Annotated in this window: 21 protein-coding genes and 1 pseudogene; 12 read left to right on the top strand and 10 right to left on the bottom strand. The window is 60.5% G+C overall.

What is annotated here, in order from left to right; all coding sequences use genetic code 11:
• Positions 1–16 precede the first annotated feature (16 nt).
• Positions 17–775, top strand: coding sequence for an NRDE family protein (locus KP001_RS12565; protein ID WP_217285978.1), 759 nt, complete (start codon positions 17–19; stop codon positions 773–775).
• Positions 776–1,244: 469 nt separating this feature from the next.
• Here the strand turns inward: KP001_RS12565 and KP001_RS12560 are convergent, their stop codons facing one another.
• Positions 1,245–2,384 (bottom strand): hypothetical protein, encoded by a 1,140-nt coding sequence (locus tag KP001_RS12560; RefSeq protein WP_404813575.1) that lies wholly within the window; start codon positions 2,382–2,384, stop codon positions 1,245–1,247.
• A gap of 469 nt (positions 2,385–2,853) precedes the next feature.
• Here KP001_RS12560 and KP001_RS12555 point away from each other — a divergent pair, with 469 nt between their 5' ends.
• The 5 genes from KP001_RS12555 to hisG all read left to right on the top strand — a co-directional run bounded on the left by KP001_RS12555 (position 2,854) and on the right by hisG (position 7,489).
• Positions 2,854–3,849 carry an ABC transporter substrate-binding protein gene (locus KP001_RS12555; protein ID WP_217285977.1) on the top strand — a complete coding sequence of 332 codons (996 nt, stop codon included), beginning with the start codon at positions 2,854–2,856 and terminating at the stop codon, positions 3,847–3,849.
• Positions 3,850–4,018: 169 nt separating this feature from the next.
• Positions 4,019–4,918: an ABC transporter permease gene (locus tag KP001_RS12550; RefSeq protein WP_217285976.1), complete on the top strand. Its 900-nt coding sequence runs from the start codon at positions 4,019–4,021 to the stop codon at positions 4,916–4,918.
• Positions 4,915–5,712 (top strand): ABC transporter ATP-binding protein, encoded by a 798-nt coding sequence (locus KP001_RS12545; RefSeq protein WP_217285975.1) that lies wholly within the window; start codon positions 4,915–4,917, stop codon positions 5,710–5,712. Before KP001_RS12550 ends, KP001_RS12545 begins: the two co-directional genes overlap by 4 nt.
• Before the next feature lie 319 nt (positions 5,713–6,031).
• Positions 6,032–6,409: a phosphoribosyl-AMP cyclohydrolase gene (gene hisI / locus KP001_RS12540; RefSeq protein WP_216497245.1), complete on the top strand. Its 378-nt coding sequence runs from the start codon at positions 6,032–6,034 to the stop codon at positions 6,407–6,409.
• Between the two features lie 207 nt (positions 6,410–6,616).
• On the top strand, positions 6,617–7,489 hold the full coding sequence (gene hisG / locus KP001_RS12535) for an ATP phosphoribosyltransferase (protein ID WP_217285974.1): 873 nt from the start codon (positions 6,617–6,619) through the stop codon (positions 7,487–7,489).
• Between the two features lie 1,193 nt (positions 7,490–8,682).
• On the opposite strand, the gene KP001_RS12530 is transcribed toward hisG, so the two are convergent.
• From KP001_RS12530 to KP001_RS12505, 6 genes are all read right to left on the bottom strand, one after another.
• On the bottom strand, positions 8,683–9,660 hold the full coding sequence (locus KP001_RS12530; RefSeq protein ID WP_217285973.1) for a quinone oxidoreductase family protein: 978 nt from the start codon (positions 9,658–9,660) through the stop codon (positions 8,683–8,685).
• Positions 9,661–9,687: 27 nt separating this feature from the next.
• A complete protein-coding gene (locus KP001_RS12525; protein ID WP_217285972.1) occupies positions 9,688–10,002 on the bottom strand; it encodes a CcdB family protein in 315 nt (104 codons plus the stop codon).
• Positions 10,002–10,250: a type II toxin-antitoxin system CcdA family antitoxin gene (locus KP001_RS12520; RefSeq protein ID WP_217285971.1), complete on the bottom strand. Its 249-nt coding sequence runs from the start codon at positions 10,248–10,250 to the stop codon at positions 10,002–10,004. The genes KP001_RS12525 and KP001_RS12520 overlap by 1 nt, the downstream gene beginning before the upstream one ends.
• Before the next feature lie 186 nt (positions 10,251–10,436).
• A complete protein-coding gene (locus tag KP001_RS12515) occupies positions 10,437–10,628 on the bottom strand; it encodes a hypothetical protein (RefSeq protein WP_217285970.1) in 192 nt (63 codons plus the stop codon).
• Positions 10,629–10,680: 52 nt separating this feature from the next.
• Positions 10,681–12,270 (bottom strand): phosphoenolpyruvate carboxykinase (ATP), encoded by a 1,590-nt coding sequence (pckA, locus tag KP001_RS12510; protein WP_217285969.1) that lies wholly within the window; start codon positions 12,268–12,270, stop codon positions 10,681–10,683.
• A 146-nt stretch (positions 12,271–12,416) separates the two neighbouring features.
• Positions 12,417–14,303 carry a phosphoenolpyruvate carboxykinase (GTP) gene (locus KP001_RS12505; RefSeq protein WP_217285968.1) on the bottom strand — a complete coding sequence of 629 codons (1,887 nt, stop codon included), beginning with the start codon at positions 14,301–14,303 and terminating at the stop codon, positions 12,417–12,419.
• 553 nt (positions 14,304–14,856) lie between these two features.
• Here KP001_RS12505 and KP001_RS12500 point away from each other — a divergent pair.
• Positions 14,857–14,990, top strand: a pseudogene (locus KP001_RS12500) (rubredoxin); the annotation flags it as partial.
• A 68-nt stretch (positions 14,991–15,058) separates the two neighbouring features.
• Here KP001_RS12500 and KP001_RS12495 read toward each other — a convergent pair.
• The 3 genes from KP001_RS12495 to KP001_RS12485 all read right to left on the bottom strand — a co-directional run bounded on the left by KP001_RS12495 (position 15,059) and on the right by KP001_RS12485 (position 16,904).
• Positions 15,059–16,129: a pyridoxal-phosphate-dependent aminotransferase family protein gene (locus tag KP001_RS12495; RefSeq protein ID WP_217285967.1), complete on the bottom strand. Its 1,071-nt coding sequence runs from the start codon at positions 16,127–16,129 to the stop codon at positions 15,059–15,061.
• A gap of 207 nt (positions 16,130–16,336) precedes the next feature.
• The gene (locus tag KP001_RS12490) at positions 16,337–16,639 is read right to left on the bottom strand and encodes a type II toxin-antitoxin system RelE/ParE family toxin (RefSeq protein WP_217285966.1); all 303 of its coding nucleotides are present in this window, start codon (positions 16,637–16,639) and stop codon (positions 16,337–16,339) included.
• 1 nt (position 16,640) lies between these two features.
• Positions 16,641–16,904 (bottom strand): type II toxin-antitoxin system Phd/YefM family antitoxin, encoded by a 264-nt coding sequence (locus KP001_RS12485; protein WP_302466933.1) that lies wholly within the window; start codon positions 16,902–16,904, stop codon positions 16,641–16,643.
• A 305-nt stretch (positions 16,905–17,209) separates the two neighbouring features.
• Between KP001_RS12485 and der the strand changes: the two genes are divergently transcribed.
• From der to KP001_RS12460, 5 genes are all read left to right on the top strand, one after another.
• On the top strand, positions 17,210–18,532 hold the full coding sequence (der, locus tag KP001_RS12480; RefSeq protein ID WP_217285964.1) for a ribosome biogenesis GTPase Der: 1,323 nt from the start codon (positions 17,210–17,212) through the stop codon (positions 18,530–18,532).
• 81 nt (positions 18,533–18,613) lie between these two features.
• Positions 18,614–20,365 carry a response regulator gene (locus KP001_RS12475; RefSeq protein WP_217285963.1) on the top strand — a complete coding sequence of 584 codons (1,752 nt, stop codon included), beginning with the start codon at positions 18,614–18,616 and terminating at the stop codon, positions 20,363–20,365.
• A 1-nt stretch (position 20,366) separates the two neighbouring features.
• A complete protein-coding gene (locus tag KP001_RS12470; RefSeq protein ID WP_199389425.1) occupies positions 20,367–20,735 on the top strand; it encodes a response regulator in 369 nt (122 codons plus the stop codon).
• A 140-nt stretch (positions 20,736–20,875) separates the two neighbouring features.
• The gene (locus KP001_RS12465; RefSeq protein ID WP_217285962.1) at positions 20,876–22,930 is read left to right on the top strand and encodes a chemotaxis protein CheA; all 2,055 of its coding nucleotides are present in this window, start codon (positions 20,876–20,878) and stop codon (positions 22,928–22,930) included.
• Positions 22,930–23,730: an ExeA family protein gene (locus KP001_RS12460; protein WP_217285961.1), complete on the top strand. Its 801-nt coding sequence runs from the start codon at positions 22,930–22,932 to the stop codon at positions 23,728–23,730. Before KP001_RS12465 ends, KP001_RS12460 begins: the two co-directional genes overlap by 1 nt.
• Positions 23,731–23,773 lie beyond the last annotated feature (43 nt).

Below are 23,773 nucleotides of genomic sequence, written 5' to 3'. Positions count from 1 at the left end.
CCCTTCCAGGAAACCTATGTGTACGCTGCTACTCGCCTACCGGGCCCACCCCGCATACCGGCTCGTCATTGCCGCCAACCGCGATGAATACTACCAGCGTCCGACGCAGCCCGCCCACTTCTGGGAAGACGCCCCGCACATCTTCGCCGGGCGCGACCTGGTGCACGGCGGCACCTGGCTCGGTGTGACCGCGACCGGCCGGATCGCCGCGCTCACCAACTACCGCGACCCAAGCGACCTGCACCGGCACGGCCCCTCATCACGCGGACAACTGGTGAGCGGCTTTCTGGCGCAGGAGGCGGGCGCCGAGGAGTACCTGGCCCGGCTGCGGGATTCCGGCATCCCCTACGGCGGCTACAACCTCCTGGTCGGGGAGAGCGAGCGACTCTTCTGTTATTCCAACAAGAGCGACCGGGTGCTCCCGATAGAGCCGGGGATCCACGGTCTCAGCAACCACCTGCTGGACACCCCCTGGCCCAAGGTGTGTCGCGGCAGGAACGGGCTTGCCCGCATCCTGTCCCGGGGGAGCGTCGCGCCGGAGGAGCTGTTCGTGCTCCTGGCCGACGAGACGCACCCTGCCGACCAGGAGTTGCCGGATACCGGCGTTGGGCTCGAGCTGGAGCGGATGCTGTCGCCCATCTTCATCAGGAGCGCGCAGTACGGCACCCGCTGTTCGACCGTTTTGCTGGTTGATGACGCGGGGAAGGCGACCTTCATCGAGCGCAGTTTCGAGGCGGGAGTTGCCACGGAGCGGCGGGCGGAATTCCAGTGGTGAGAGGCTGTACCGCTAGCCTTTTGCCACTGAGAGGCGGGCCGAATTCAAGTGGTGAGAGGCTGGTACCCCCAGCCTGTCAGAGAGGGACAAGGTGAGTCCGCTTGAGGCAGGTCCCCTCGCCCTCCGGAGAGGGACGGGGTGAGGGGAGTCAGATCCCCCTCGCCCTCCGGGAGAGGGACGGGGTGAGGGGAGTCAGATCCCCCCTCGCCCTCTGGGAGAGGGACGGGGTGAGGGGAGTCAGATCCCCCTCGCCCTCCGGGAGAGGGACGGGGTGAGGGGAGTCAGATCCCCCTCGCCCTCTGGGAGAGGGACGGGGTGAGGGACGGGGTGAGGGTGCTTTTGTTTGGAGGTTTGGAAAAAGGAAAGGGGCGAACCATGACGGTTCGCCCCTTCTTTTATTGAGCCGAACGGGACCTGTAGGGGCGAATAATCATTCGCCCGGACGTTGCCCGCTCCGAGATGTCCGCGCTTACTGGTACTGGATGTACAGCGGTTTCGGGTTCAGCATCAGCACCTCTTTCGGGGTGAGCAGCGGGTCCCCCTTCTTGGTGTCGTTGTGGTAGAAGAGCTTGAACCCGGTGAACTCTACCGGCTCGGCCACGACGTAGTCCTTGTAGGAATCGCGCTTGAGCCAGGGGGCGCCCCAGCCGTCCATGTTCATCACGATCTGCACCTCGGGGCGCAACTGGATGTTCCTGGAGTTGGTCACGCCGTTTCTGGTGAAGCGGTGCACGATGAACACCTTCGGCGGAAGGTTGTACTTCTTGACCAGATCCTTCAGGTAGTTCGAGGCGTAGTTGATGTCGGCGGCGTCATAGGTGCCGATCTTGGTGCCCGGTTTCTTGCCGCTCTTGATGAGGTTGAACTCCGGATCGATGCCGAGGTGCACGTCCGGGTTCTTGAGGATCCACTCGAAGCGGGGCAGCACGTTTCTGATGTTGTCGTGCCCGGTCTGGATGTCGATGAACATGATGGCGTTGATCGACTTGGCCCAGCTGTAGACGTCGTTGATGATCTTGTCGGGCATCACCATGCGGTAGAGCCCTGCCTTGCCCGGCTCCCCCTGGGCCACGACCGCGATCAGGTGCAGCGCAGGCTGTACCGGGTGGGACGGGTCGGCAGCCTGCCATTTCGCCGCTTCCCTTTTCAGGCGCTGCAACATGTCGTCCTTCTGGTACTCGCCGAGAGCCCCCATCCTCTTGGAGAGGGGGTTGCCGTAGTAGGCTACGATCCTCTTCTGGGGCAGGATGGAACCAGGCAGCGGTGCCGGATATTTAACGGGCCATCCCTTCTTGGCCGCGAAGTCGGGGTCCTCGCCGGCGCGGTAGGCCGTCTTGGGTGCGGCGGTCTCTTTCCCCTTGGCGCCCTTCCCCTTGTTTCCGGCGCTGGAATGCCCGTCGAACTTGGCGGCGGTAGCGGCCGGGGTCGCGGTCGCGGGAACAGTCGCAGCCGGGGCGGCGTGCGCAGACGAGGGCTGTCCCTGCTGCGTGGTCGCGGAGTTTGCCGTGGTGGCGGAGGCCTTTTTATCCTTGCATCCCATGAGTGCCAGCGGCAAGGCCAGCAGGGCGACCAGCAAGAGGGCGCGGTGGTTCGGGTACAGGTGCTTCACGTTGAAGTTCTCCTTATGGTGGTGCAGCCTGGACCGGCCTTGGCCTATGCGGGCGTGGCAGTGCGGACGGCGCCGGGCGTGCTTATTTGCTGATGGTGCGGAGTCTGGTTTTGGCGGCTACTGGGGAGATATCGTGGCGGGCTTTATTGCCTTACACCTGTGACAAAACCGACAAGCTCATCCGTACTTATACCCTTTTTGCATTTGCGGTGTCAACAACCTGTGGGCAGTTTTTGTGAGAAAAAATTTACCTTGCGCCCCCGTTTGACACGTATCGCTCCCATTTTTTGCGTTTCTTCAAAGAATTGTTCTATTTATAGCCACTATGGCGTTGACGATAGCTCGTTGCCGGTGGTATGCTCGGCGGTCGAAAATAGGTCCGACCTCTTCACCGGTCGGCGGCGACAAATAACGGTTTTACTGGCAGTAATCGCAGCAGAAATTCAATTCAATGTAACCGGAGGTGTCTGTGCGCAAGAAGATCAGTATTCTGTTGGCTCTCGCTTTGTCCCTGTTGTCCGCGGCGACCGTTTTCGCGGCGGCTCCCGCCAAGCCGGTGACGATCGGCATCTCGAAGATCGTTTCCCACCCGGCGCTGGATGCGGTTGTGAAGGGGATTCAGGATGAACTGAAAGACTCCAAAATCAACGCAACCTTCGACGTGCAGAACGCCAACGGCGACATCAACACCGCGGCGTCCATCGCCACCAAGTTCCAGAGCGAGAAGGTCAACCTCGCCGTCGGCGTCGCCACCCCGACCGCCCAGGCGCTGGTGAACACCCTGAAAGGGATCCCGATCGTCTTCTCCGCCGTCACCGATCCGGTCAAGGCGGGCCTGGTTCCGTCCCTCGCCAAGGGTGGCAAGAACGTCACCGGCGTTTCCGACATGACCCCGGTGAAGCAGCAGATCGAGATGCTGCTCAAGATCAAGCCGAAGACCAAGCGTATCGGCCACATCTACACCAGCTCCGAGGAAAACGCCGTGGTGCTGGCAGGGATGGTGAAGCAGGTCTGCAAAGAGAAGCACCTCGAGTTCGTTGAGACCACCGTCACCAAATCCGCCGAGGTGAAGCAGGCCGCCCAGACCATCGCCAACCGCGTCGACGCCATCTACATCTCCACCGACAACACCGTCGTCTCCGCCATGAGCGCCGTTGCCGAGGTAGCCGCCAAGGCCAAGATCCCGGTCATGTCCGCAGACCCGAGCTCCTCCGAGACCTACGACGTCCTCGCCGCCTGGGGCTTCGACTACTACAAGATGGGCCGCGCCACCGGCAAGATGGTGATCGAGATCCTCAAAGGCAAGAAGCCGGAGCAGATCCCGACCCGTTTCATGACCAAGGCTAGCGACGTCGATCTGCTGATCAACCTCGATGTAGCCAAAAAGCTCGGCCTGACCGTTCCGGCCGACATCGTCAAGGCCGCCAAGACCGTCCGTCAGAACGGCAAGACAACCAAGAAGTAACAAAGGAAAAGCAAACCATTGGCCACGGAGAAAATCTGAGCAAATCAAAGAGAAGCCAAAATCCTTTGAAGGTTTTACTGTCAAAAGCTTTTCTTGTAACGCCTTTCTCAGAAGTTCTCAGATTTTCTCCGTGGCCAATGGTTTTGACTATGGTTTTAAGAAGGGTGTTATGATCGAAGGTATTTTTGTTGAAGGATTGATCTATGGCATCATGGTCCTGGGCGTGTTCATCTCGTTCAGGATTCTTGATTTTCCGGACCTGACGGTTGACGGGTCCTTCCCTTTGGGGGCCGCGCTCATGGTGCAATGCCTCCTCTCCGGCATGAACGGCTGGCTCGCGCTTCTCATCGCCTTTTCCGGCGGTGTGCTGGCCGGCGTGGTCACCGCCCTTATCCACAACCACTTGAGGGTACCGAACCTCCTGGCCGGTATCCTCACCATGACCATGCTCTACTCGGTCAACATCCGCATCCTGGGCAACCGCGCCAACGTCCCCATCCTGGATCAGCCGACCATCCTGAAGCAGGTCACCGAGAAGTTCACCGGCGTCATCCCCGATGAATACATCCTCCTGGTGTTCTTCCTGGTCGTGGCTCTGGTGGTCAAGGTGCTGCTCGATCTCTTCTTCCGCACCGACCTTGGCATGACGCTGGGCGCCATGGGGAACAACGAGCAGATGGTCATCTCCCAGGGGGTGAACCCTAAGACCCTGAAGACCATCGGCGTCGGCCTCTCCAACGGCCTGGTCGCCGTCTCCGGCGCCTTCGCCGCGCAGTATCTGGGCTTCGCTGACGTGGGGCTCGGGCAGGGGATCATCGTTTCGGGCCTCGCTTCCGTCATGATCGGCGAGTTCCTGATGCTTAAGAGCAACCGCATCGGTGTCCTCACCTTCTGCGCGCTTGCCGGCTCCGTCTGCTTCTACGCCGTCATGTACGTCGGACGTTTCTACGGCTATGTCATCCACATGACCCCGAGTGACCTGAACCTCATCAAGGGGGTGCTGATCATCATCCTTCTCATTCTGACCCAGGCCAAGAAACTGAAGGTCCCGTTCAAGGTGGCGAAATGATAGAGCTTAAAAACGTTTCCATCGTATTTGGCCAGGGGACCGTCAACGAAAACAAGGCCCTTAAGAACATCAACCTGAAGGTGAAGGAAGGCGACTTCATCACCATCATCGGCTCCAACGGCGCCGGCAAGTCGACCCTGTTCAACACCATCGCCGGAACGTACCTCCCGAGCGAGGGACAGATCTTTGCCAACGACAAGAACGTGACCCGGGATCCGGAATACAAGAGGGCGAAGTATATCGGCAGGATCTTCCAGAACCCGTTGCTCGGCACCGCCGGCAACATGAGCCTGGAAGACAACATGACCATCACCCATAAAAAGGGGATGAAGTGGTTGCGCCGCAGCCTTAACAACAAGACTCGCGAGATCTTCAGGCAGGAGCTGGTGCAGCTCAAGATGGGGCTTGAGCACCGTATGAAGGAGAACCTGGTCATGTTCTCCGGCGGGCAGCGCCAGGCGCTCACCCTGCTCATGATGGTCCTCTCCAAGCCGGCCCTGATCCTTCTCGACGAGCACACCGCGGCGCTCGACCCGAAGAACGCCGAGATCGTGCTGGAGTTGACCAACAAGTTCATCAGCGAGTACAAGCTGACCGGTATGATGATCACGCACAACATGAGCCACGCCATCGAGTTCGGCAACCGTCTGCTCATGATGGACGGCGGCGAGATCATCTTCGACATCGAGGGTGAGGAGAAGAAGGCGCTCACCGTGGAGAAGCTGATCCAGAAGTTCCACGAACTGCGCCACAAGACCTTCGAGAACGACAGGACCCTCCTCGCCGAAGACTGATCGGCGGGAAGACAAGAGACACCCGGAAGGCCCGGCGGAAACGATCCGCCGGGCCTTTTATTTAAAACCAAAAACAAAACCATTGGCCACGGAGAAAATCTGAGGAAATCTGAGAGAAGCAAAAAAAACTTGAGGTTTAAAACCAAAAGCTTTGGGTCCTAAGGGCCGTTCTCAGAAGTTCTCAGATTTTCTCCGTGGCCAATGGTTTTAGGTTTCACGCCTTTGTGCCGTCTACATAATCATTGACACAACTTGGGCTGGAGGTGTATTAAAAGACACTTTTTTATCAATAACCGCAGTAGAAGGACTGAGAGAAACCATGATAAAGATCGATTTCGAGAAGATGGGTGGACTGATCCCTGCTGTTATCCAGGACAACGAAAGCGGGGAAGTGCTGATGGTCGCGTTCATGGACGAGAAGACCCTGAACCTGACCCTGGAAACCGGCAAGACCTGGTTCTTCAGCCGCACCAGGAACAAGTACTGGATGAAGGGCGAAGAGTCCGGCAACACCCAGGAAGTGATCGAGGTGTTGACCGACTGCGATGCCGACACCGTGGTGATCAAGGTGAAGCAGAACGGTCCCGCCGCCTGCCACACCGGGAACCGGAGCTGCTTCTACGTGAAGTATGAGAACGGCACCTGGGTGGAGCACTCCAACCCGCTCTTCGATCCCAACGACGTTTATAAGAAATAAAAAACAAACCATTGGCCACCCACCTTCGCTGAAGCTACGGTGGACAAGCGGAGAAAATCTGAGGAAATCTGAGAGAACCCAAAGCTTTAAGGTTTAACCCAAAAGCCTTTTGCCTTTCTCCGAAGTTCTCAGATTTTCTCCGTGGCTAATGGTTTTGTTTTTGATTTTGCTTTTATCTCTATCTAATTGTCTTTACAGGGGGGAATCATGGAAAAGTTGAAGCTCGGCATCCCGAAGGGAAGCCTTGAAAACGCCACCGTCGACCTGTTCAAGAAAGCCGGCTGGCAGATATCGATTTCGTCACGCAGCTACTTCCCCGGTATCGACGACGATGAGATAAAGTGCTCCCTGATCCGCCCGCAGGAGATGGGCAAGTACGTCGAGCGCGGCACCATCGATGTCGGCATCGCCGGCCGCGACTGGATCCGCGAGAACGAGTCCGATGTCATCGAAGTCTGCGAGATGGTCTACTCCAAGGTCTCCCGCCGTCCGGCCCGCTGGGTGCTCGTGGTGAACGGCAACTCCAAGATCCAGGGCCCCGAGGACCTGCACGGAGCCACCATCTCCACCGAACTGGTCGGCTTCACCAAGCGCTACTTCGCCGAAAGGAACATCCCTGTAACCGTAGAGTTTTCGTGGGGAGCCACCGAGGCGAAGGTGGTTGAGGGGCTGTGTGACGCCATCGTCGAAGTCACCGAGACCGGTTCCACCATAAAGGCCAACGGCCTGAGGATCGTCACCGAGCTGATGGAATCCGTACCTGTCATGGTCGTGAACAAGGCCGCCTGGGAAGATCCCTGGAAGCGCGCCAAGATCGAGCAGATCGCCACCCTGTTGCAATCCTCGTTGCGCGCCGAAGGGATGGTTGGCCTCAAGATGAACGCGCCCAAGGAAAAGGTCGCCGAGATCACCGCCGTCATCCCGAGTCTCAAGAGCCCGACCGTCGCCAACCACTACAACTCCGACTGGGTTTCCATCGAGAGCATCATGCCCGAGCAGGAAGTCCGCCGCATCGTCCCCGAGCTCATCAAACTCGGCGCCGAAGGCATCGTCGAGTACTCGCTCAACAAGATCATCTAAATCTCGAGGATTAGCTCATCTGCTTTGTGAGAAGCGGAGGTCACATCCTGCATTCGGTTCATTAAGTACAAAAGCCCTCGGCGCTTGCCGAGGGCTTTTGTACGTTGGGCTCCAGTGCCTCGGTATATTTGGCCAGAGGGTACGCAGGTTACTCATGTGAACTTGTCGTGTGGGCGGGCGTGAGGAAGTCGGAATTCTTCAGCTCTTTAGACAGGGGGGGGCGGGGTATACGAAACAGGCTTGTAGCTCGTATCTCAAACAGCATATTTCCTAAGGCGCGGGTGTGCGGCATGGAGGAGACGCCGGTTGGTTTGAGACGGGAGGGTACCGCCCCCAGTAGCGACGGAAGCGTTCCGTTGCTCGGAGAACGCATTTGCCGTGCGACGAAGCGCTCCGTCGCTCGCAGATTGCAAACGCTGAGCGGCGTTTGCAAACGCGCCGCAGAGATTACGAACATTGAGCGACGTTTGTGAAACGTGTCACTAAGATTGCGAACGCTGAGCGGCGTTTGTGAAACGTGCCGCGGAGATTGCGAACGCTGAGCGGCGTTTGCAAACGTGCCGCGGAGATTGCGAACGCTGAGCGGCGTTTGCGAACGTGCCGCGGAGATTGCGAACGCTGAGCGGCGCTTGCGAAGCGTGCCGCGGAGATTGCGAACGCTGAGCGGCGTTTGCGAAGCGTGCCGCGGAGATTGCGAACGCTGAGCGGCGTTTGCGAAGCGTGCCGCGGAGATTGCGAACGCTGAGCGGCGTTTGCGAAGCGTGCCGCGGAGATTGCGAACGCTGAGCGGTGCTTGTGAAGCGTGCCGCGTAGATTGCAAACGCTAAGCGATGGTTACGAACCGTGCAGCAGAGATTGCAACGCCTCGGTGTCTTTTATCGTCAGTGCTGTGGAGTTTCGAAACGCTGATGTCGGGAGGCACTTCCGTCAGGATGGAACGGGGCAGCGGGCGGCGCGTAACCAGGGGGTGCGTGAGATTATCTTCGTTCGTGCGCCTTCTTCCCATGCACCCGCTCATAGGCGCGGCAAAAAGGACAGACGTCTTCTTCGATGCGGGTCACGAAATCGTAGACTAAGCCCTTCTGATGATAACGGGCATGAAGGCAAACGGGGCAAAGTTCGCATACCTTTGCCATGGCTTGGTCCAGTGCTGTCGGATTATCGGTTGCTGGCATGTTACGGGTTCCTTCCTTTCAATCGGGGATAAGGATGGTCGAGCCTGTGGTCTGGCGCGCCTCCAACTCACGATGTGCCTGGGCCGCGTCCTTTAGCGGGAAGGTCCGGTTGATCTCTACCTTCACCTTGCCGGAGGTGACCATCTCGAACAGCTCCGCGGATGCTTCTTCGAGTTCGGAGCGCTCGGCAATGTAGGTGGCGAGCCCGGTGCGGGTCAGATACAGAGAACCGAGTTGCGAGAGGAGCAACAGGTCGACGGGAGGGACCGGGCCGGAAGCGTTGCCGAAGCTCACCATGAGACCCCGGGGGCGCAGGCACTTGAGCGAGGTCTCGAAGGTGTCCTTGCCCACGGAATCGTAGACCACCGCAGTGCCTTCACCGCCGGTGATCTCCTTCACCCGCTCCAGGATATTTTCCGTGCGGTAGTTGATGCAGTAGTCGGCGCCGTGCTTCCGCGCCAATTCGCACTTTTCTTCCGTGCCGGCAGTGCCTATCACCTTGGCGCCCAAGGCACGCAGCCACTGGCAGGCGATGGTACCGACGCCCCCGGCCGCGGCATGGAACACGACCGTTTCTCCGGCCTGCACGCGATAGGTCCTCCTGACCAGGTACTGTACGGTCAGTCCCTTGAGCATCATCGCGGCGGCCTGTTCGAAGGAGACGGCGCCGGGGAGAAGGCTGAGCCGGTCCGCCTTGATGACGCGCGACTCGCAGTAACCGCCGCCGGAAGTACCCGCGTAGGCCACGCGGTCTCCTGGCTTGAACAGCGTCACCCCATCGCCGATCGCCTCAACCACGCCGGCTCCTTCGTTGCCGGCAATCGCCGGCAGCGGCATCTTGTAGAGCCCGCTGCGCTGGTACACATCGACGAAGTTCACCCCGACCGCCTTGTGCCGGATGCGCACCTCCCCCGGTCCCGGCTCCGGTACCTCGACCTCCATCCACTTCAGCACTTCCGGCCCGCCAAATTGTTCAAAGCAGATTGCTTTAGACATGGTTATCTCCTTTGACCAGTACCCGGCTCAAAAGCCGGTGAATAGGAAATCAAGTGCGGTAATGATTTCAGCACGTGAATGTTTCAGGTTCCCAACCTTTGCACCAAGCAGCCTGATGTGGATTCCTGCCAACTCCGCTGTTAACATAACAACTGTCGCCCCTTCTACGTCTAACTGTGGGTTAAGGAGGGGGATCGGGTGCGCGAATGCCGAGGCCGGAACAAGTGGAACAACAACGCGAGTGTTCAGCTTGTTGAGCAAATCTGCCTGGACGTCCAGGAGAAAAGGCACCGAAGACTTCGAATCTTGGTCCGGGTTCTCGTAGACGTCAAACTGTGCCATCAGAACCGTCTCCGGCCGTCACTAAAGGTTCCTTGGTTATCTACGCGGCGATTGTAATCATCAATTGCGTCTTTGTTTTCCTCGTTCCAATGCAGGTAATAGTCTTCCCTGAGCATCTCGGCAAGCCGACCCTCCAGCGCCTGCGAGAGGTTGATACGCCGCTCTTTGGCCTGGCGCAGCAGATCGCTGTTGATGCTGAGGTTAGTTGATTTTTTGGGTGCGTCTGGGTCAAAGAGATTCACTTGCATGTGCATGCCTCCTGCGCATTTGCTATGCGCATATCATAACTCATTCGCGGGCCCCTTTAAAGCTTCAACAAGAAAGGCCGCCCTTCATTCGGACGGCCTCTCTTTCCTCTTTATGCTTGCTGCCACGGAGGCGGCCGGAGTCGGCGAATGTACCGCGTTTCTACCTGCCGCCGCCGTGACAATACGTTATGAAATCATCTCGCAGTCATCTTCGGGCCAGCTGTCAAGGCTCCCGTCGGGGAGTTCCACCTGCACGGTATCCCCCTCTATGGTGCAGCCGTAGCTCAGACCGATCTCGCCGGTCTTCACGTTCTTTACCTGGACCCGCTGCTCCTTCCTCTCCGTCGTGTCACATATCTCTGAATGTACCTTTTTCATGGTAACCTCCTGAGTTCTGCATTAATGATAGCAACGCCGCTTCGCCCTGCAACTATAGAACGGAGGCGATCTCCGGCGCCGCGGTCTCCTTGAACTGCTCGAAGTTCTTGCGGAACATCCCGACGAGCTTTTGAGCCATCGCGTCGTAGGCGGCCTTGTCGCTCCAGGCGTTCCTCGCGTTCAGTATCTCCGCCGGCACTCCCTGGCATTCGGTGGGGATGTCCAGGCCGAAGACGGGATCCTTCACGAAGCTTCCGGAGCTCAAGGACCCGTCCAGGGCGGCGTTCACCAGGGCGCGCGAGTAGGCGATCTTCATCCTTCCCCCGACACCGGGGCCGCCGCCGCTCCAGCCGGTGTTCACGAGCCAGCAGTCGACCTTGTTGGAGGCGATCTTCTTGCCCAGAAGGTCCGCGTACAGCGACGGCCTGAGCGCCATGAAGGGTGCCCCGAAACAGGCGGAGAAGGTTGCCTGGGGCTCGGTCACCCCCGCCTCGGTCCCGGCCACCTTGGCGGTGTATCCGGACAGGAAGTGGTACATGGCCTGCTCCGGGGTCAGTCGCGCGATGGGCGGCAATACCCCGAAGGCGTCGCAGGTGAGCATGATCACGTTGCTCGGGTGCCCCCCCGCGCCGGCGGGGATGATGTTGGGGATGTGGGTGATCGGGTAGGAGGCCCGGGTGTTCTCGGTGAACGAGGCGTCGTCGAGGTCGATCCGGCGCGAGATGGTGTCGATGGCCACGTTCTCGAGTATGGTGCCGAATCTCCTGGTGCACTGGTAGATCTCCGGCTCGCTTTCGCAGGAGAGGTTGATCACCTTGGCGTAGCATCCCCCCTCGAAGTTGAAAACCCCCTCCTCGTCCCAGCCGTGCTCGTCATCGCCGATCAGGAGGCGGTTGGGGGCGGCGGAGAGCGTGGTCTTCCCCGTGCCGGAGAGTCCGAAGAAGATGGCAACGTCACCGTCGGGTCCGGTATTGGCCGAACAATGCATCGACATCACGTTCTTTTGCGGCAGCAGGTAGTTGAGCACGGTGAAGATCGATTTCTTGATCTCGCCGGCGTAGCTGGTGCCCCCTATGATCACCATCTTCCTGGCGAAGTTGATGATGATGAAGGCTTCCGAGTTGGTACCGTCGATGGTGGGCTGGGCATGGAAGGCGGGGAGGTCGATGACGGTGAATTCGGTCTTGTGGGAGAGAAGCTCCTCGGGCGTCGCGCGCAGGAACATGTTGCGGGCGAACAGGGAATGCCAGGCGCGTTCGGTTATGACCCGTACCGGGATGCGATGGGCCGGGCTGGCACCGGCGAAGCAGTCCTGGACGAAGAGATCCCGTCCCTGCATGTAATTGCACATCTTCTTGTAGAGCGCGTCGAACTTCTCGGGGGGAAAGGGGCGGTTCACCTTGCCCCAGTTGATGTGGGCGCTCGATGACGGCTCGTCGACGATGAACTTGTCGTTGGCGGCGCGCCCGGTGTAGTGCCCGGTCTTTACCGCGAGCGCTCCCAGGTGCGAGATGAGCCCCTCGCCGCGGCGCACCACCTGTTCGTACAGGACGGAGGTGGGGGAGGTCCAGTAGATGAGATTCGCGTTCGTTATGCCATGCTGCTCGAGCCCGTTACCCCTGGTGATATCGTTTAATCTCACTGCGCCCCCTCCGTTCTCATTGGATCTGCGACAAGCTTAAAAGATATCAGGGGCGGGTAGCTTTGCAACCGGCGCGGAAAAGCAAAAGGGCCCCGGTCCATTAAGACCGGGGCCCTTGCTTGTTTCATTGGTGCTTCAGCGACTTGTTAGTCGTTGAACCCTTCCGCGGAGGCCGGGTTGTACTGCTCCCAGTGCTCCGGGGAACGCCACAGGCCGGAAAGGATCATCTCGCGGATGTGGAGGAATTCTTTCGGGAGACGGTCGTACATCTTCACGAACAGCTCCTCGTGGGAGAGGATCTCTTCCTTCCAGACGTCGCGGTCGATGGACATGAGCTCCTGGTACTGGTCGCGGGAGACGTTGTTCAGGCCGGTCCAGTCGATGTCCTCGTAGCGCGGCATCCACCCCAGCGGGCTTTCCACGGAGGCGCCGCGGCCGTTGGCGCGGTCGGCGATCCACTTGAGAATGCGCATGTTCTCGCCGAAGCCCGGCCAGAGGAACTTGCCGTTAGCGTCTTTGCGGAACCAGTTGACCGAGAAGATGCGCGGCGGGTTCGGGGTGGTGCGTCCGACCTGCAGCCAGTGGTTGAAGTAGTCGGCGACGTGGTAGCCGGTGAACGGAAGCATCGCGAACGGGTCGCGACGGACGTTGCCGATGGCGCCCACGGCGGCTGCGGTGGTCTCGCTCCCCATGGTGGCGGCGAGGTAGACGCCGTAGCTCCAGTTGAAGGACTGGTACACCAGCGGGATCACGTTGTTGCGGCGGCCGCCGAACACAAACGCCTTCATGGGCACGCCCTTCGGGTCTTCCCAAGCCGGGTCGATGGACGGGCACTGCGAAGCGGGGGAGGTGAAGCGGGAGTTCGGGTGCGCGGCGTTGCGGCCGCAGCCCGGGGTCCACTCGTTACCCTGCCAGTCGGTGAGTTTTGCCGGGAGCTCGTCGGTCATCCCCTCCCACCAGACGTCGCCGTCCGGGGTGAGCGCCACGTTGGTGAAGATGGTGTTCTTGGAGCAGGAGTGCATCGCGTTCGGGTTGGACTTGAACGAGGTGCCCGGGGCCACGCCGAAGAAGCCTGCTTCCGGGTTGATGGCGTAGAGCTGGCCGTCGGGGCCGGGCTTGATCCAGGCGATGTCGTCGCCCACGGTGGAGATCTTGTAGCCGCTCTGCTTGAAGTGGTCGGGCGGGACCAGCATGGAGAGGTTGGTCTTGCCGCAGGCGCTCGGGAAGGCAGCGCCCAGGTAGGTCTTCTCACCTTCCGGGGTCTCGATGCCGAGGATCAGCATGTGCTCAGCCAGCCACCCCTCGTCCTTGGCGATCTTGGAAGCGATCCTGAGTGCCAGGCACTTCTTGCCCAGAAGGGCGTTGCCGCCGTAGCCGGAGCCGAAGGACCAGATGGAGCGCTCCTCCGGGAAGTGGACGATGTACTTCTCCTTGTTGCACGGCCAGGGGACGTCTTTCTGGCCGGCGGCGAGCGGTGCGCCGACCGAGTGCAGGCAGGGGACGAACTCGCCGTTCTCGCCGAGAATGTCGACGACCTTCTTGCCCATGCGGGTCATGATCTTCATGTTGACCGCGACGTAGGGGGAATCGGAGATCTCGACGCCGATCTTGGCGATGTTGGAACCCAAGGGACCCATGGAGAAGGGGATGACGTACATGGTGCGCCCCTTCATGCAGCCGGTGAAGAGGCCGGTCAGGGTTTTCTTCATCTCCTTGGGGTGCACCCAGTTGTTGGTCGGGCCGGCATCCTGCTTGGCGATGGAGCAGATGAAGGTGCGGTCCTCGACGCGGGCCACGTCGCCGGGGTCGGACAGGGCCAGGTAGCTGTTCGGGCGCTTCTCCGGGTTCAGCTTACGGAAGGTACCGCCTTTGACCAGCAGTTCGCAAAGGCTGTTGTACTCCTCTTCGCTCCCGTCGCACCAGTGGATCTGGTCGGGCTGGCACATCTCGGCGACTTCCTTCACCCATGCCAGCAGCTGCTTGTTCTTCACTTCGTAATTCATGGATATTCCCTCCTTTGGGTATTGCTTCATCGCATTTTTAGAAGAGACCAAACCCTCGGTACTGCTAATCTCACAGGTTTCCATAGATGTCCTCTCTGCCGGGTGGCGGTGGACCGGAACGGAACGAGAGAGACCCCTGTCGGGCCGCTCGACGCGGTTCCGGCCTACGGTTGATGTTTCGTTAGCGTCGGTTATGTGGGTTTTATGGTGCCGAGCCCTGGATTGATGAACGTCGTACGCGGGGTGCTGGGAAGTGAGGCCCTCGCCCTGACTGACGATTCGCTCTGTGAGATCGTGGCGTTTTATCTATGAGAGACATGCACCAACTGATGTCATCGAACGACTGTCCGCTCTCCTCTCTGAACCTTGATTTTAATTATTATAAAATAACACAACGCCTTTTAAAAGCAAGAGTAAATGTATACAGAGGCCCAATTGACACGATGTCTCAGTCTGTTAGACTATTGCCGGACTTGATGCCGTCCTTTGTCACTGCCGACTCAGTCCCGTTCAACATTAGACGATCGAGACTCTCCGTCGACCCCAGGGTCGGCCTCATCACGAAAGAAACAGGGGGTATCCAATGGAGCCTTACATCTGCACCGTCTGTCAATACGTCTACGACCCCTACCTCGGCGACCCGGAGAACGGGGTGCCCCCGGAACCCCCTTCGCCGACTTGCCCGACGACTGGGTCTGCCCCATCTGCGGGGTCGGCAAGGAGGCATTCGAGCCGGAGTAGGGCATGTAAAAAGGGGGGGAGCTGAACTGCTCCCCCCCTTGCCTTTAGAGACCCTGCAGCAGTCCCTCCAATTCGGTTGTTATCTGTTTGAGATCTTCCAGGTTCATGTCGCCCATGTGCGCGACGCGGAAGGTCTTCCCTTTCAGTTTCCCGTAACCGTCGTCGAACGCGATGCCGCGCTCACCCAGCTGTTTCTTGATGAGGGCCAGGTCCACGCCGCGGTCGTTGGTGGCGCAGGTAAGGGTCACCGAGCGGTACGGCTCCGCCGGGAGGATGCCGAAGCCCTTTTCGATGGCCCATGCGCGCATGAACGTCGCCATGTCCTGGTGGCGCTGCCAGCGCTGCTTGAGCCCCTCGGCGAAGATCCTCTCCAGCTGGCGCTCCATGGCGTAAATGAGCGAGATGCACGGGGTGGACGGGGTGTTGTCCTTCTCGTCGGCAGCCAGGAACTCGAGGAAATCGAAGTAGTAGCCGCGGCCGGGGACGCTCTTCGCTCGCTCGAGCGCCTTTTCGCTCGCGGTGAAAACGGCCAGGCCCGGCGGCAGCGCGAATGCCTTTTGAACACCGAAGACGCAGCAGTCGATCCCCAACTCGTCGATCGGGAGGTCGAGCGCGCTCATGGAGGATACGGTGTCCACGATGGAGACCACGTCCGGGTATTTTTTGAGCACCTCGCCGATCTCGGGGAGCGGGCTCATGGTCCCGGTGGAGGTCTCGTTGTGGATCAGGGTGATGGCGTCGTACTTGCCGGTGGCAAGGGCCGCGTCCACCATCTCGGGCGTGATGGGCTGACCCCACTCGGCCTTGAAGGCGTCGGCCTCCTTGCCGCAGGAGAGGGTCACCTTGTGCCACTTGTCGGAGAAGGCGCCGTTGCAGAAGTTGGCGCAGCGCTTGCCGACCAGGTTCCGCACCGCCCCCTCCATGGCGCCGAAGGCGCTGGAGGTGGAGAGGAACACCCTTTCCCTGGTGGACATGAGTTGCTTCAGCTTGTCGGTCACGCCCTTGTGCAGGCGCGCGTACTCCGGCATGCGGTGGCCGATCATCGGCGTGGCCATGGCCTCGAGGATCTCCGGGCTCACCTCGATCGGTCCGGGGATGTACAGCTTCTTATGCATGTGCGCTCCGTATCAAGCATTTTTCGCCGGCAGCGTGCGGCTTGGAAGGAAGTGGGGGAGGGCGCGGCGCCACGGTACGAGCGGTCCGCGAGCCTGCTGCAGGCGGATCGCCAAGCTAGCAGATTACGCGGTCGATGTCAATTCTCACGTCCTCATTTGTAACACAAAATGGGCGGGTCAGGCGGCGCCGAAACCGGCGGGTTGTCATCACAGGGAAACAGTGAGCAACCTCTCGCTGCGCCATACCCTCACGATGCGGATTGTCTTCTTGTCGAGGCGGTAGACGATGCGAAAAGGAGGAAGGATGACTTCTCTGAGATAGGTGAGGCCGAATTCCGGGACGATGCGGCCGCTGTTCGGAAACGAGGCGAGCCGTTCCACCGACTTCATGACTTCGCGGAGCAGCTTTTCACCGATCTCCGGCACATGCTGCTCTTGATACCAGTTGCGGATTTCCTCCATGTCCTGCACTGCCGAGACGGCGAATGAGACGGAGAATGTCCTGGGCACGTCACACCAGCCCGAGTCGCTTTTTCACCTCGTCAAGATCCAGTTCCTGCCCCTGTTCGAGGTCCATGAGCCCCTGCACGATACCGCGCAGAAAGGCACGCTCTTCCGTCACCGCTTCATAATCCTCAAGGGATTGGACCACGGCGACGCCGCGCCCCCTGCTGGTCAGGAGGATTGGGCGGTGAGTCTTGTCGGTCTGGCTGATCACCCGGCCCGGGTTCAGTTTCAGATCGCTTAACGGGACTATGTCTTCTGATAACTTCACGCGTGCCATTGTTCCTCCATTTGCAACAGGACGGATAATAGCACCTGGAAACTCCCTTTTCAAGGAGAGTTACCTGGTCCAAGGTGCCGTATTCGAGCGCCGGCTCGGGGGGCCAGGAGAGGGACGTACATCGGCTATCCGGACTCCACTTCAGGTGCTTTGCGCCGGTAAATCCCGCACATATTGTATATGTTGCGTATTGCCGGGCAAAATGTTACACATACCGGTTAGCTGTCAAATACATTAAAACCGAAAGTGCCGCCTTTTTAAAGATTTAGGATTGGCGCCTTTCCCGCTGGGAAATCATGAAACCAATTATTGCCATCGTCGGACGCCCGAACGTCGGGAAGTCCACCCTTTTCAACAGGCTGGTCGGGCGCCGTAAGGCGATGGTCGACGATATGCCCGGGGTGACCCGGGACCGCAACTACGCCGAAGTGAACCGTTTCGACATCCCCTTCATCCTGGTCGACACCGGCGGTTTCGAGCCCGAAACGTCCGACAAGCTCTTGCAGCAGATGCGCGAGCAGTCCCGCTTCGCCATGGAGGAGGCGGATCTCATCCTCTTCGTGATGGACGCCCGCGGCGGGCTCACCCCCGCCGACCGCGACGTGGTGGATATGCTCAGGCGCATCAAGAAGCCGGTGTTCTACATCATCAACAAGGTGGACGGCGAGAAGCAGGAGGCCGACGCGGGAGACTTCTACTCTCTGGGGGTGGACCAGATCTACACCATCTCCGCCGAGCACAACCGCGGCGTGGGCGACCTGATGGACGAGGTGCTGGCAGCACTTCCCTACAACAGGGACAAGGACGAGGACGAGGAGATCACCAAGATCGCCGTCGTCGGGCGCCCCAACGTGGGGAAGTCCACGCTGGTGAACCGCCTTTTGGGGTACGAGCGCGTGGTGGCCAATCCCACCGCCGGCACCACCCGGGACGCGATCGACACCCGTTTCACGGTCAACAAGAAGCCCTACCTGTTGATCGATACCGCCGGGATCCGCAGGAAGGGGAAGACGGTCCAGAAGATCGAGAAGTATTCGGTGGTGGACGCGCTGCGCTCCATCGACCGCGCCGACGTCGTTCTCATCGTTTTGAACGCGGAGGATGGGGTCACCGAGCAGGACACTAAGATCGCCGGCTATGCCTACGAGGCGGGGCGCGGCTGCATCTTCGTGGTGAACAAGTGGGATACGGTGTCAAAGGACAACTCCACCATGGGGAAGTTCACCGAGGAGATCCGCCGCAATTTCAAGTACCTCCCGTTCGCCCCGATCCTCTTCGTCTCCGCGCAGAGCGGCCAGCGCACCGGCAGGATCGTCGCCGAGGTGGACCAGGTGATGGAGCAGTTCTGCAAGAGGGTGAGCACCGGCGAGTTGAACCGCATCTTCAACCAGGCCGTGGATGAGAACCACGCCCCGCTGGACGGCGGCAGGCGGGTGAAATTCTACTACGCGACGCAGGTGGGGGTGAAACCTCCTTCCTTTGTCGTCTTCACCAATCGTCCCGAGGGGATTCATTTTTCCTATGAACGGTACATCATGAACCGTTTTAGAGAGGCCTTCGGCTTCAGCGGGACTCCTTTAAAGCTTATTTTCCGAGGCAGAGACAAGAAAGATACCTAAATCATTCTTTACTTGACCGATACGATGGTTTAGTATGATGCCTATTTTTAGCCCACCCTCTACCAACAGCGAGCGGCATCAATGAGTCTAGTCGGCAATTTGGAAGATCTCGGCTTAGGCGAGATCCTGCAGATCGTGAGCCTCAGCAGGAGGTCCGGTGTGCTCGCCCTGGAAAGCAGAGGGAGAGAGGCACGGGTGATCTTCCGCAACGGGCAGGTGATCCGCGCCACATCCTCGACCTTCCAGCAGAACCTGGGCGAGGTGCTGATCCAGCAGGGGGTGATCGACCTGGGGATCCTGAAGCGGGCGCTGAGCATACAGGCCGACGAGGGGTACTCCCAGCTTCTGGGCGTGATCATGGTGGAGCGCTTCGCGGTGAGTGCGGACGCCATCGAGGCCGTGGTCCGCGAGCAGATCGAGAACGTGGTCTACTCGCTGTTCGCCTGGGCCGAAGGGACCTTCGAGTTCGAGCTGCAGGAGATCGGCGACGGCGACAACGCCCGGCTCGACCCGGTGCAGTTCATGCTGAAGCAGGGGTTGAACCCGCAGTACCTGGCCATGGAAGGCTCCCGCATCATCGACGAACAGCGCCACCGCGGCGAGGGGGGCGATGAGGCTGGGCACCAGGACGAATCTGTCGACTTCGCCTTCGACCTCCTCCAGGAACCGTCCGCGGCCGCTCCGGCCACCCCCCCCCACACGTATGATGTTCCATCCTCCTCCGCCCAGGCGGAAAGCGTGCTCTCACCGACCCGCGCCCCGGCTCCGGCTCCGGCCGCGCCTGTAAATTCCGGGCAGGGCACGCCGCTCGTGCTGGTGGACGACGACCCGATCACGCTCGTGGCGCTCACTTCCCTGCTTTCGGAGCACGGGTACCAGGTGGAGGCCATGGAGCGCGGCGAGGACGCGCTGATCCGCGTCGACTCCCTTTACCGCGACGGCGTGCGCCCGGCAGTTCTGGTCGACCTGATCATGCCGCGCATGGACGGCAGCGGGATCCTGGGCGGCCTGGAACTCATGGAACTGGTGCGCAACAATTTCCCGGAGCTGCCGCTTCTGGGGCTCTCCGATTTCGAAAACGAAGAGGCGCAGCGCAAGATGCGCGGGCTCGGCATCCGGCTGCTCATGAAGCCGTTGAAAAGCGAGATCGAGGACTCCCTCGATCTCTTCGCGCCGAAGCTCGTGGCCGCGCTGGAGAGTATGGCCATCGGCGATGAGGCGGGCCTTACCAGCGTCAACATCGGCGACGAGCTGAGGCTTGAGATGGGCGAGGAACCCGCCCTCTCCGCGCCGCACGTGAACCAGAGCACCGGGATCTCGCAGCTGCGCGGCATGCTCGAGGAGCTGAACAACCCGCAGCTAGGCGGGGGGATCATCCTGCTGGTACTGCGGTTCGCCGCGGAGTTCATGAACCGGGCGGTGGTGCTCCTGGTCAAGAAGGAAAGCGTCCAGGGACTGGGGCAGTTCGGGCTGCAGGACAAGGACGGCCGTGCCGATTCGCGGGTCCGCAACCTCATCATTCCCAGGGGAGAGCCGTCGCTGTTCACGCAGGTGCTCGAGAACCGTTTCACGGTGAAGGAGGCGCCCGACGCCTCGGTCTGGACCCATTACTTCATGGAGCAGCTGGGGGGGGGACGTCCCGCCGAGTATTTCGTGGGACCGATAGTGAGCGAGGGGAAGGTGGTCGCGATCCTCTACGGCGACAACCTCCCCGAGGATAAGCCGATCGGCGACACCGATTCGCTGGAAATTTTCCTGTGCCAGGCCGGCATAGCCATGGAAAAAGCCCTGTTGCAGCGCAGACTGCAGGAGCAGGGACGGGGAGAAATGTGACGTGAAGAGGATACTGATAGCCGAAGATTCCAACACCATGCGTTCCATGCTGGTTTCCACCATAGACGAACTGGAAAAATACACCATCGTCGAGGCCGCCAGCGGCTTCGAGGCGTTGCGTCTATTGCCGCGCGAACAGGTCGACCTGATCATCACCGACATCAACATGCCCGACATCAACGGACTCGAGCTGATCAGCTACGTGCGCAACAACCCCAATTACCAGTCCATCCCGCTGTTCATCGTCTCCACCGAGAGCGGGGAGAAGGACCTTGAGAAGGGGCTCGCCCTGGGGGCGAACGAGTACCTGGTGAAACCCTTCGACCCGGTGAAGCTGCAGGAACTGGTCTGCAAGTACCTGGGGGACTAGGAACCGGTTCTACGTTCTGTGTTCTACGTTCTACGTTGACCCACAAGTAGGGAACCAGGAGTCGGAACATAGGACTTGAGAAGTTAAAACGTAGAACTTTGAACGTAGAACGTAGAACGTCTTCTTAAAAAAGAGAGTCTATGAGCGTTGAGGATAGCATAGGGAAAGCGTTGAAAGATTTCCTGGCCGAGGCCGAGGAGATCCTGGATCAGTTGAGTCTTGACCTGGTCTCGTTGAGTGACTGCGCGGACGGCGGTGAATGCAACCCGGACCTCGTCAACTCCGTGTTCCGCGGGGCGCACTCCCTCAAAGGGCTGGCCGGGATGTTCGGTCTCTCCGACATCGCGGAACTGGGACACCACCTGGAGAACCTGCTCGATGCCCTGAGGCTGGGGAAGGTGGAGCTGGACCAGGCGGTGGTGAGCACCCTGTTCGAGTCGACCGAGCTGCTGGCGCAGCTGGTGCGCAGCGCCGGTGAGACCGGCGGCGAGGGGGCGGACCTTTCCGGCGCCATGCAACGCATCAACGATTGCCTGACCCGCGGTCCCAAGGCGAACCAGGATTCCCCGCTGGCCCGGCTGAACATACCCGAACGGGTCCTCTCCTCCATGACCGAGTACGAGGAACACCGCCTGCTGGAAAACGTGAAGAAGGGGCGCCATATCCACTCGATCCGGGTGTCGCTTCTCCTGGCGAGCTTCGACTCCGACCTCATGGAGCTGACCGACGCCCTGAAGCAGGCGGGCGAGGTGATCAGCACCCTTCCCTCCGCTTCCAGCGGGCTGGACGCGGGGATCGACTTCGAGATCCTGTTCGGCTCCGAGCTTTCCGCTGGCGCACTCACCCCGATCATCGACCGCGAGAACCTGAGCATCACCACCTTCGGCGAGCCCGCCCAGGAGCGGAAGACCGGGGGGGGCGCGGAGGCGGCGACCGTCGCAGAGCCCGCCGGCGCGGAGGGGGAGTTCCAGGCCCCGATGGGGGGCGATGGCGGCTCCATCAGCGCCAAGAGCATGAGCCGCACGGTGCGCGTCGACATCGGCAAGCTCGACCTGTTGATGAACATCGTGGGGGAACTGGTGCTCTCCCACTCCATGATCGCCGACGTCGCCGCGCGCATGCGGCGCGACGGCCTGATCGTTCCGTCCCAGGACCTGAACAAGGCGGCCAAGGGGCTTGAGAAGAAGCTCTCGGAACTGCAGAAGGGGGTCATGGAGATCAGGATGATCCCGGTCGGGCAGCTCTTCGACAAGATGACCCGGATCATCAGGAAGATCGCCCGGGAGCAGGGGAAGAAGGTCGAGCTGAAGCTCTACGGCGCGGACACGGAGCTGGACAAGCTCATCATCGAGGACATCTCGGACCCGGTCATGCACATCGTGAGAAACTGCATCGACCACGGCATCGAGCCCCCGGAGAAGCGTCTGGCCGCCGGCAAGGACGAGAAGGGGACCATCACCCTCTCCTCCTACCAGAAGGGGAACCACGTCGTCATCCAGATCGACGACGACGGCGGCGGCATAGATCTCGCGCGCGTGAAGCAGAAGGCGGTCAAGCTGGGGATCATCGCCTCCCCCGACGACGTGAGCGACCGCGAGGCCCTCGATTTCATCTTCCGCCCCGGGTTCTCCACCACCGAGACCGTGAGCGAGATCTCCGGGCGCGGCGTGGGCATGGACGTGGTGCGCACCAACATCGCCGCCCTTTCCGGCCTGATCGACGTGGAGAATTTCCCCGGGCAGGGGGCGCGTTTCATCATCACCCTCCCCATCACGCTCGCCATCATCAAGGCACTCATCATCTCGACCGCGGGACGCACCTACGCGCTTCCCATCACCTCGGTCCTCGAGAGCATCATCGTGGAGCAGAAGGAGATCAAGACGGTGGAGCGCAAGGAAGTGATCCAGCTGCGCGAGTCGACCCTGCCCCTTTTGCGCCTTTCCGAACTGTTCGAGCTGAAGGGGGCGGCGGCGCCGGAGAGCTGCTACGTGGTCGTCGTGGGGGTCGCCGAGAAGCGGCTCGGGCTCGTCGTGGACGACCTCCTTGGGCAGCAGGACATCGTCATCAAGTCCATCGGCGACACCTTCGCCGGTTTCCGCGGGATCTCCGGGGCCGCGGACCTGGGCGACCAGCGCACCATCCTCGTCCTGGACGTCGGTAGCGTGATCGCCGAGGCCACCCGGGGGAGTGCCTGATGTACAAGGAGTTCTACGGTCTCACCGAGAAGCCTTTCAGCAAGACCCCTGATCCCCGCTTCCTCTACATGAGTTCGGGGCACCAGGAGGCGCTGGCGCGGCTCGAGTACGCGGTCGAGGAGAGCGAGATCGCCCTTTTGACCGGCGACATAGGGTGCGGCAAGACCACCATCTCGCGTGCCCTCATGGACCGGATGGGGGAGAGTTACCACTTCATGTTCGTATTCAACCCGCGCCTGACCGCCGACGAGCTGTTGCGGGTGATCGCCTCCGGGCTGCAGGTGAACGAGCCCTCGCTGCAGAAGGACCAGCTCCTGAAGGAGATAACGACGGCGCTGTACCGGCTGCACGGAGAGGGGCGGGTCCCGGTGGTGGTTATCGACGAGGCGCAGATGATCCCGGACCGGGAGCTCTTCGACGAGCTGCGCCTTTTGACCAACTTCCAGCTCGACGACCGCAACCTGGTGAGCGTGATCATCATGGGGCAGCCGGAGTTGCGCGAGATGCTCGCCTCCCCGGTGTACGAGCCGTTCCGGCAGCGCATCTCGCTCAACTTCCACCTGGCCCCCCTGGGGCTGGAGGAGACCCTGGAGTATCTCGATTTCAGGATCGTGGCGGCCGGCGGCGAGCCCGGTCTCTTCTCGCCGGACGCCGTGCAGAGGATCTACGAGCTCTCCGGCGGGGTGCCGCGCCGCATCAACGCGGTGGCCACCAACGCACTTTTGATCGGCTACGGCAAGGACGCCGCCCTGATCGACGCCTCGATAATCGAGGAGACCGCGGCGGAACTGCTCGCGTAGAACCCGTTCCAGGTTCTTCGCTCCAGGTCCTGCGTTAAAGGAC

It is taken from the genome of Geomonas subterranea, from assembly GCF_019063845.1.
Classification (GTDB): Bacteria; Desulfobacterota; Desulfuromonadia; order Geobacterales; family Geobacteraceae; genus Geomonas; species Geomonas subterranea.
Note: the sequence above shows the minus strand (reverse complement) of the source record. Positions and strands in the feature narration are given on the sequence as shown.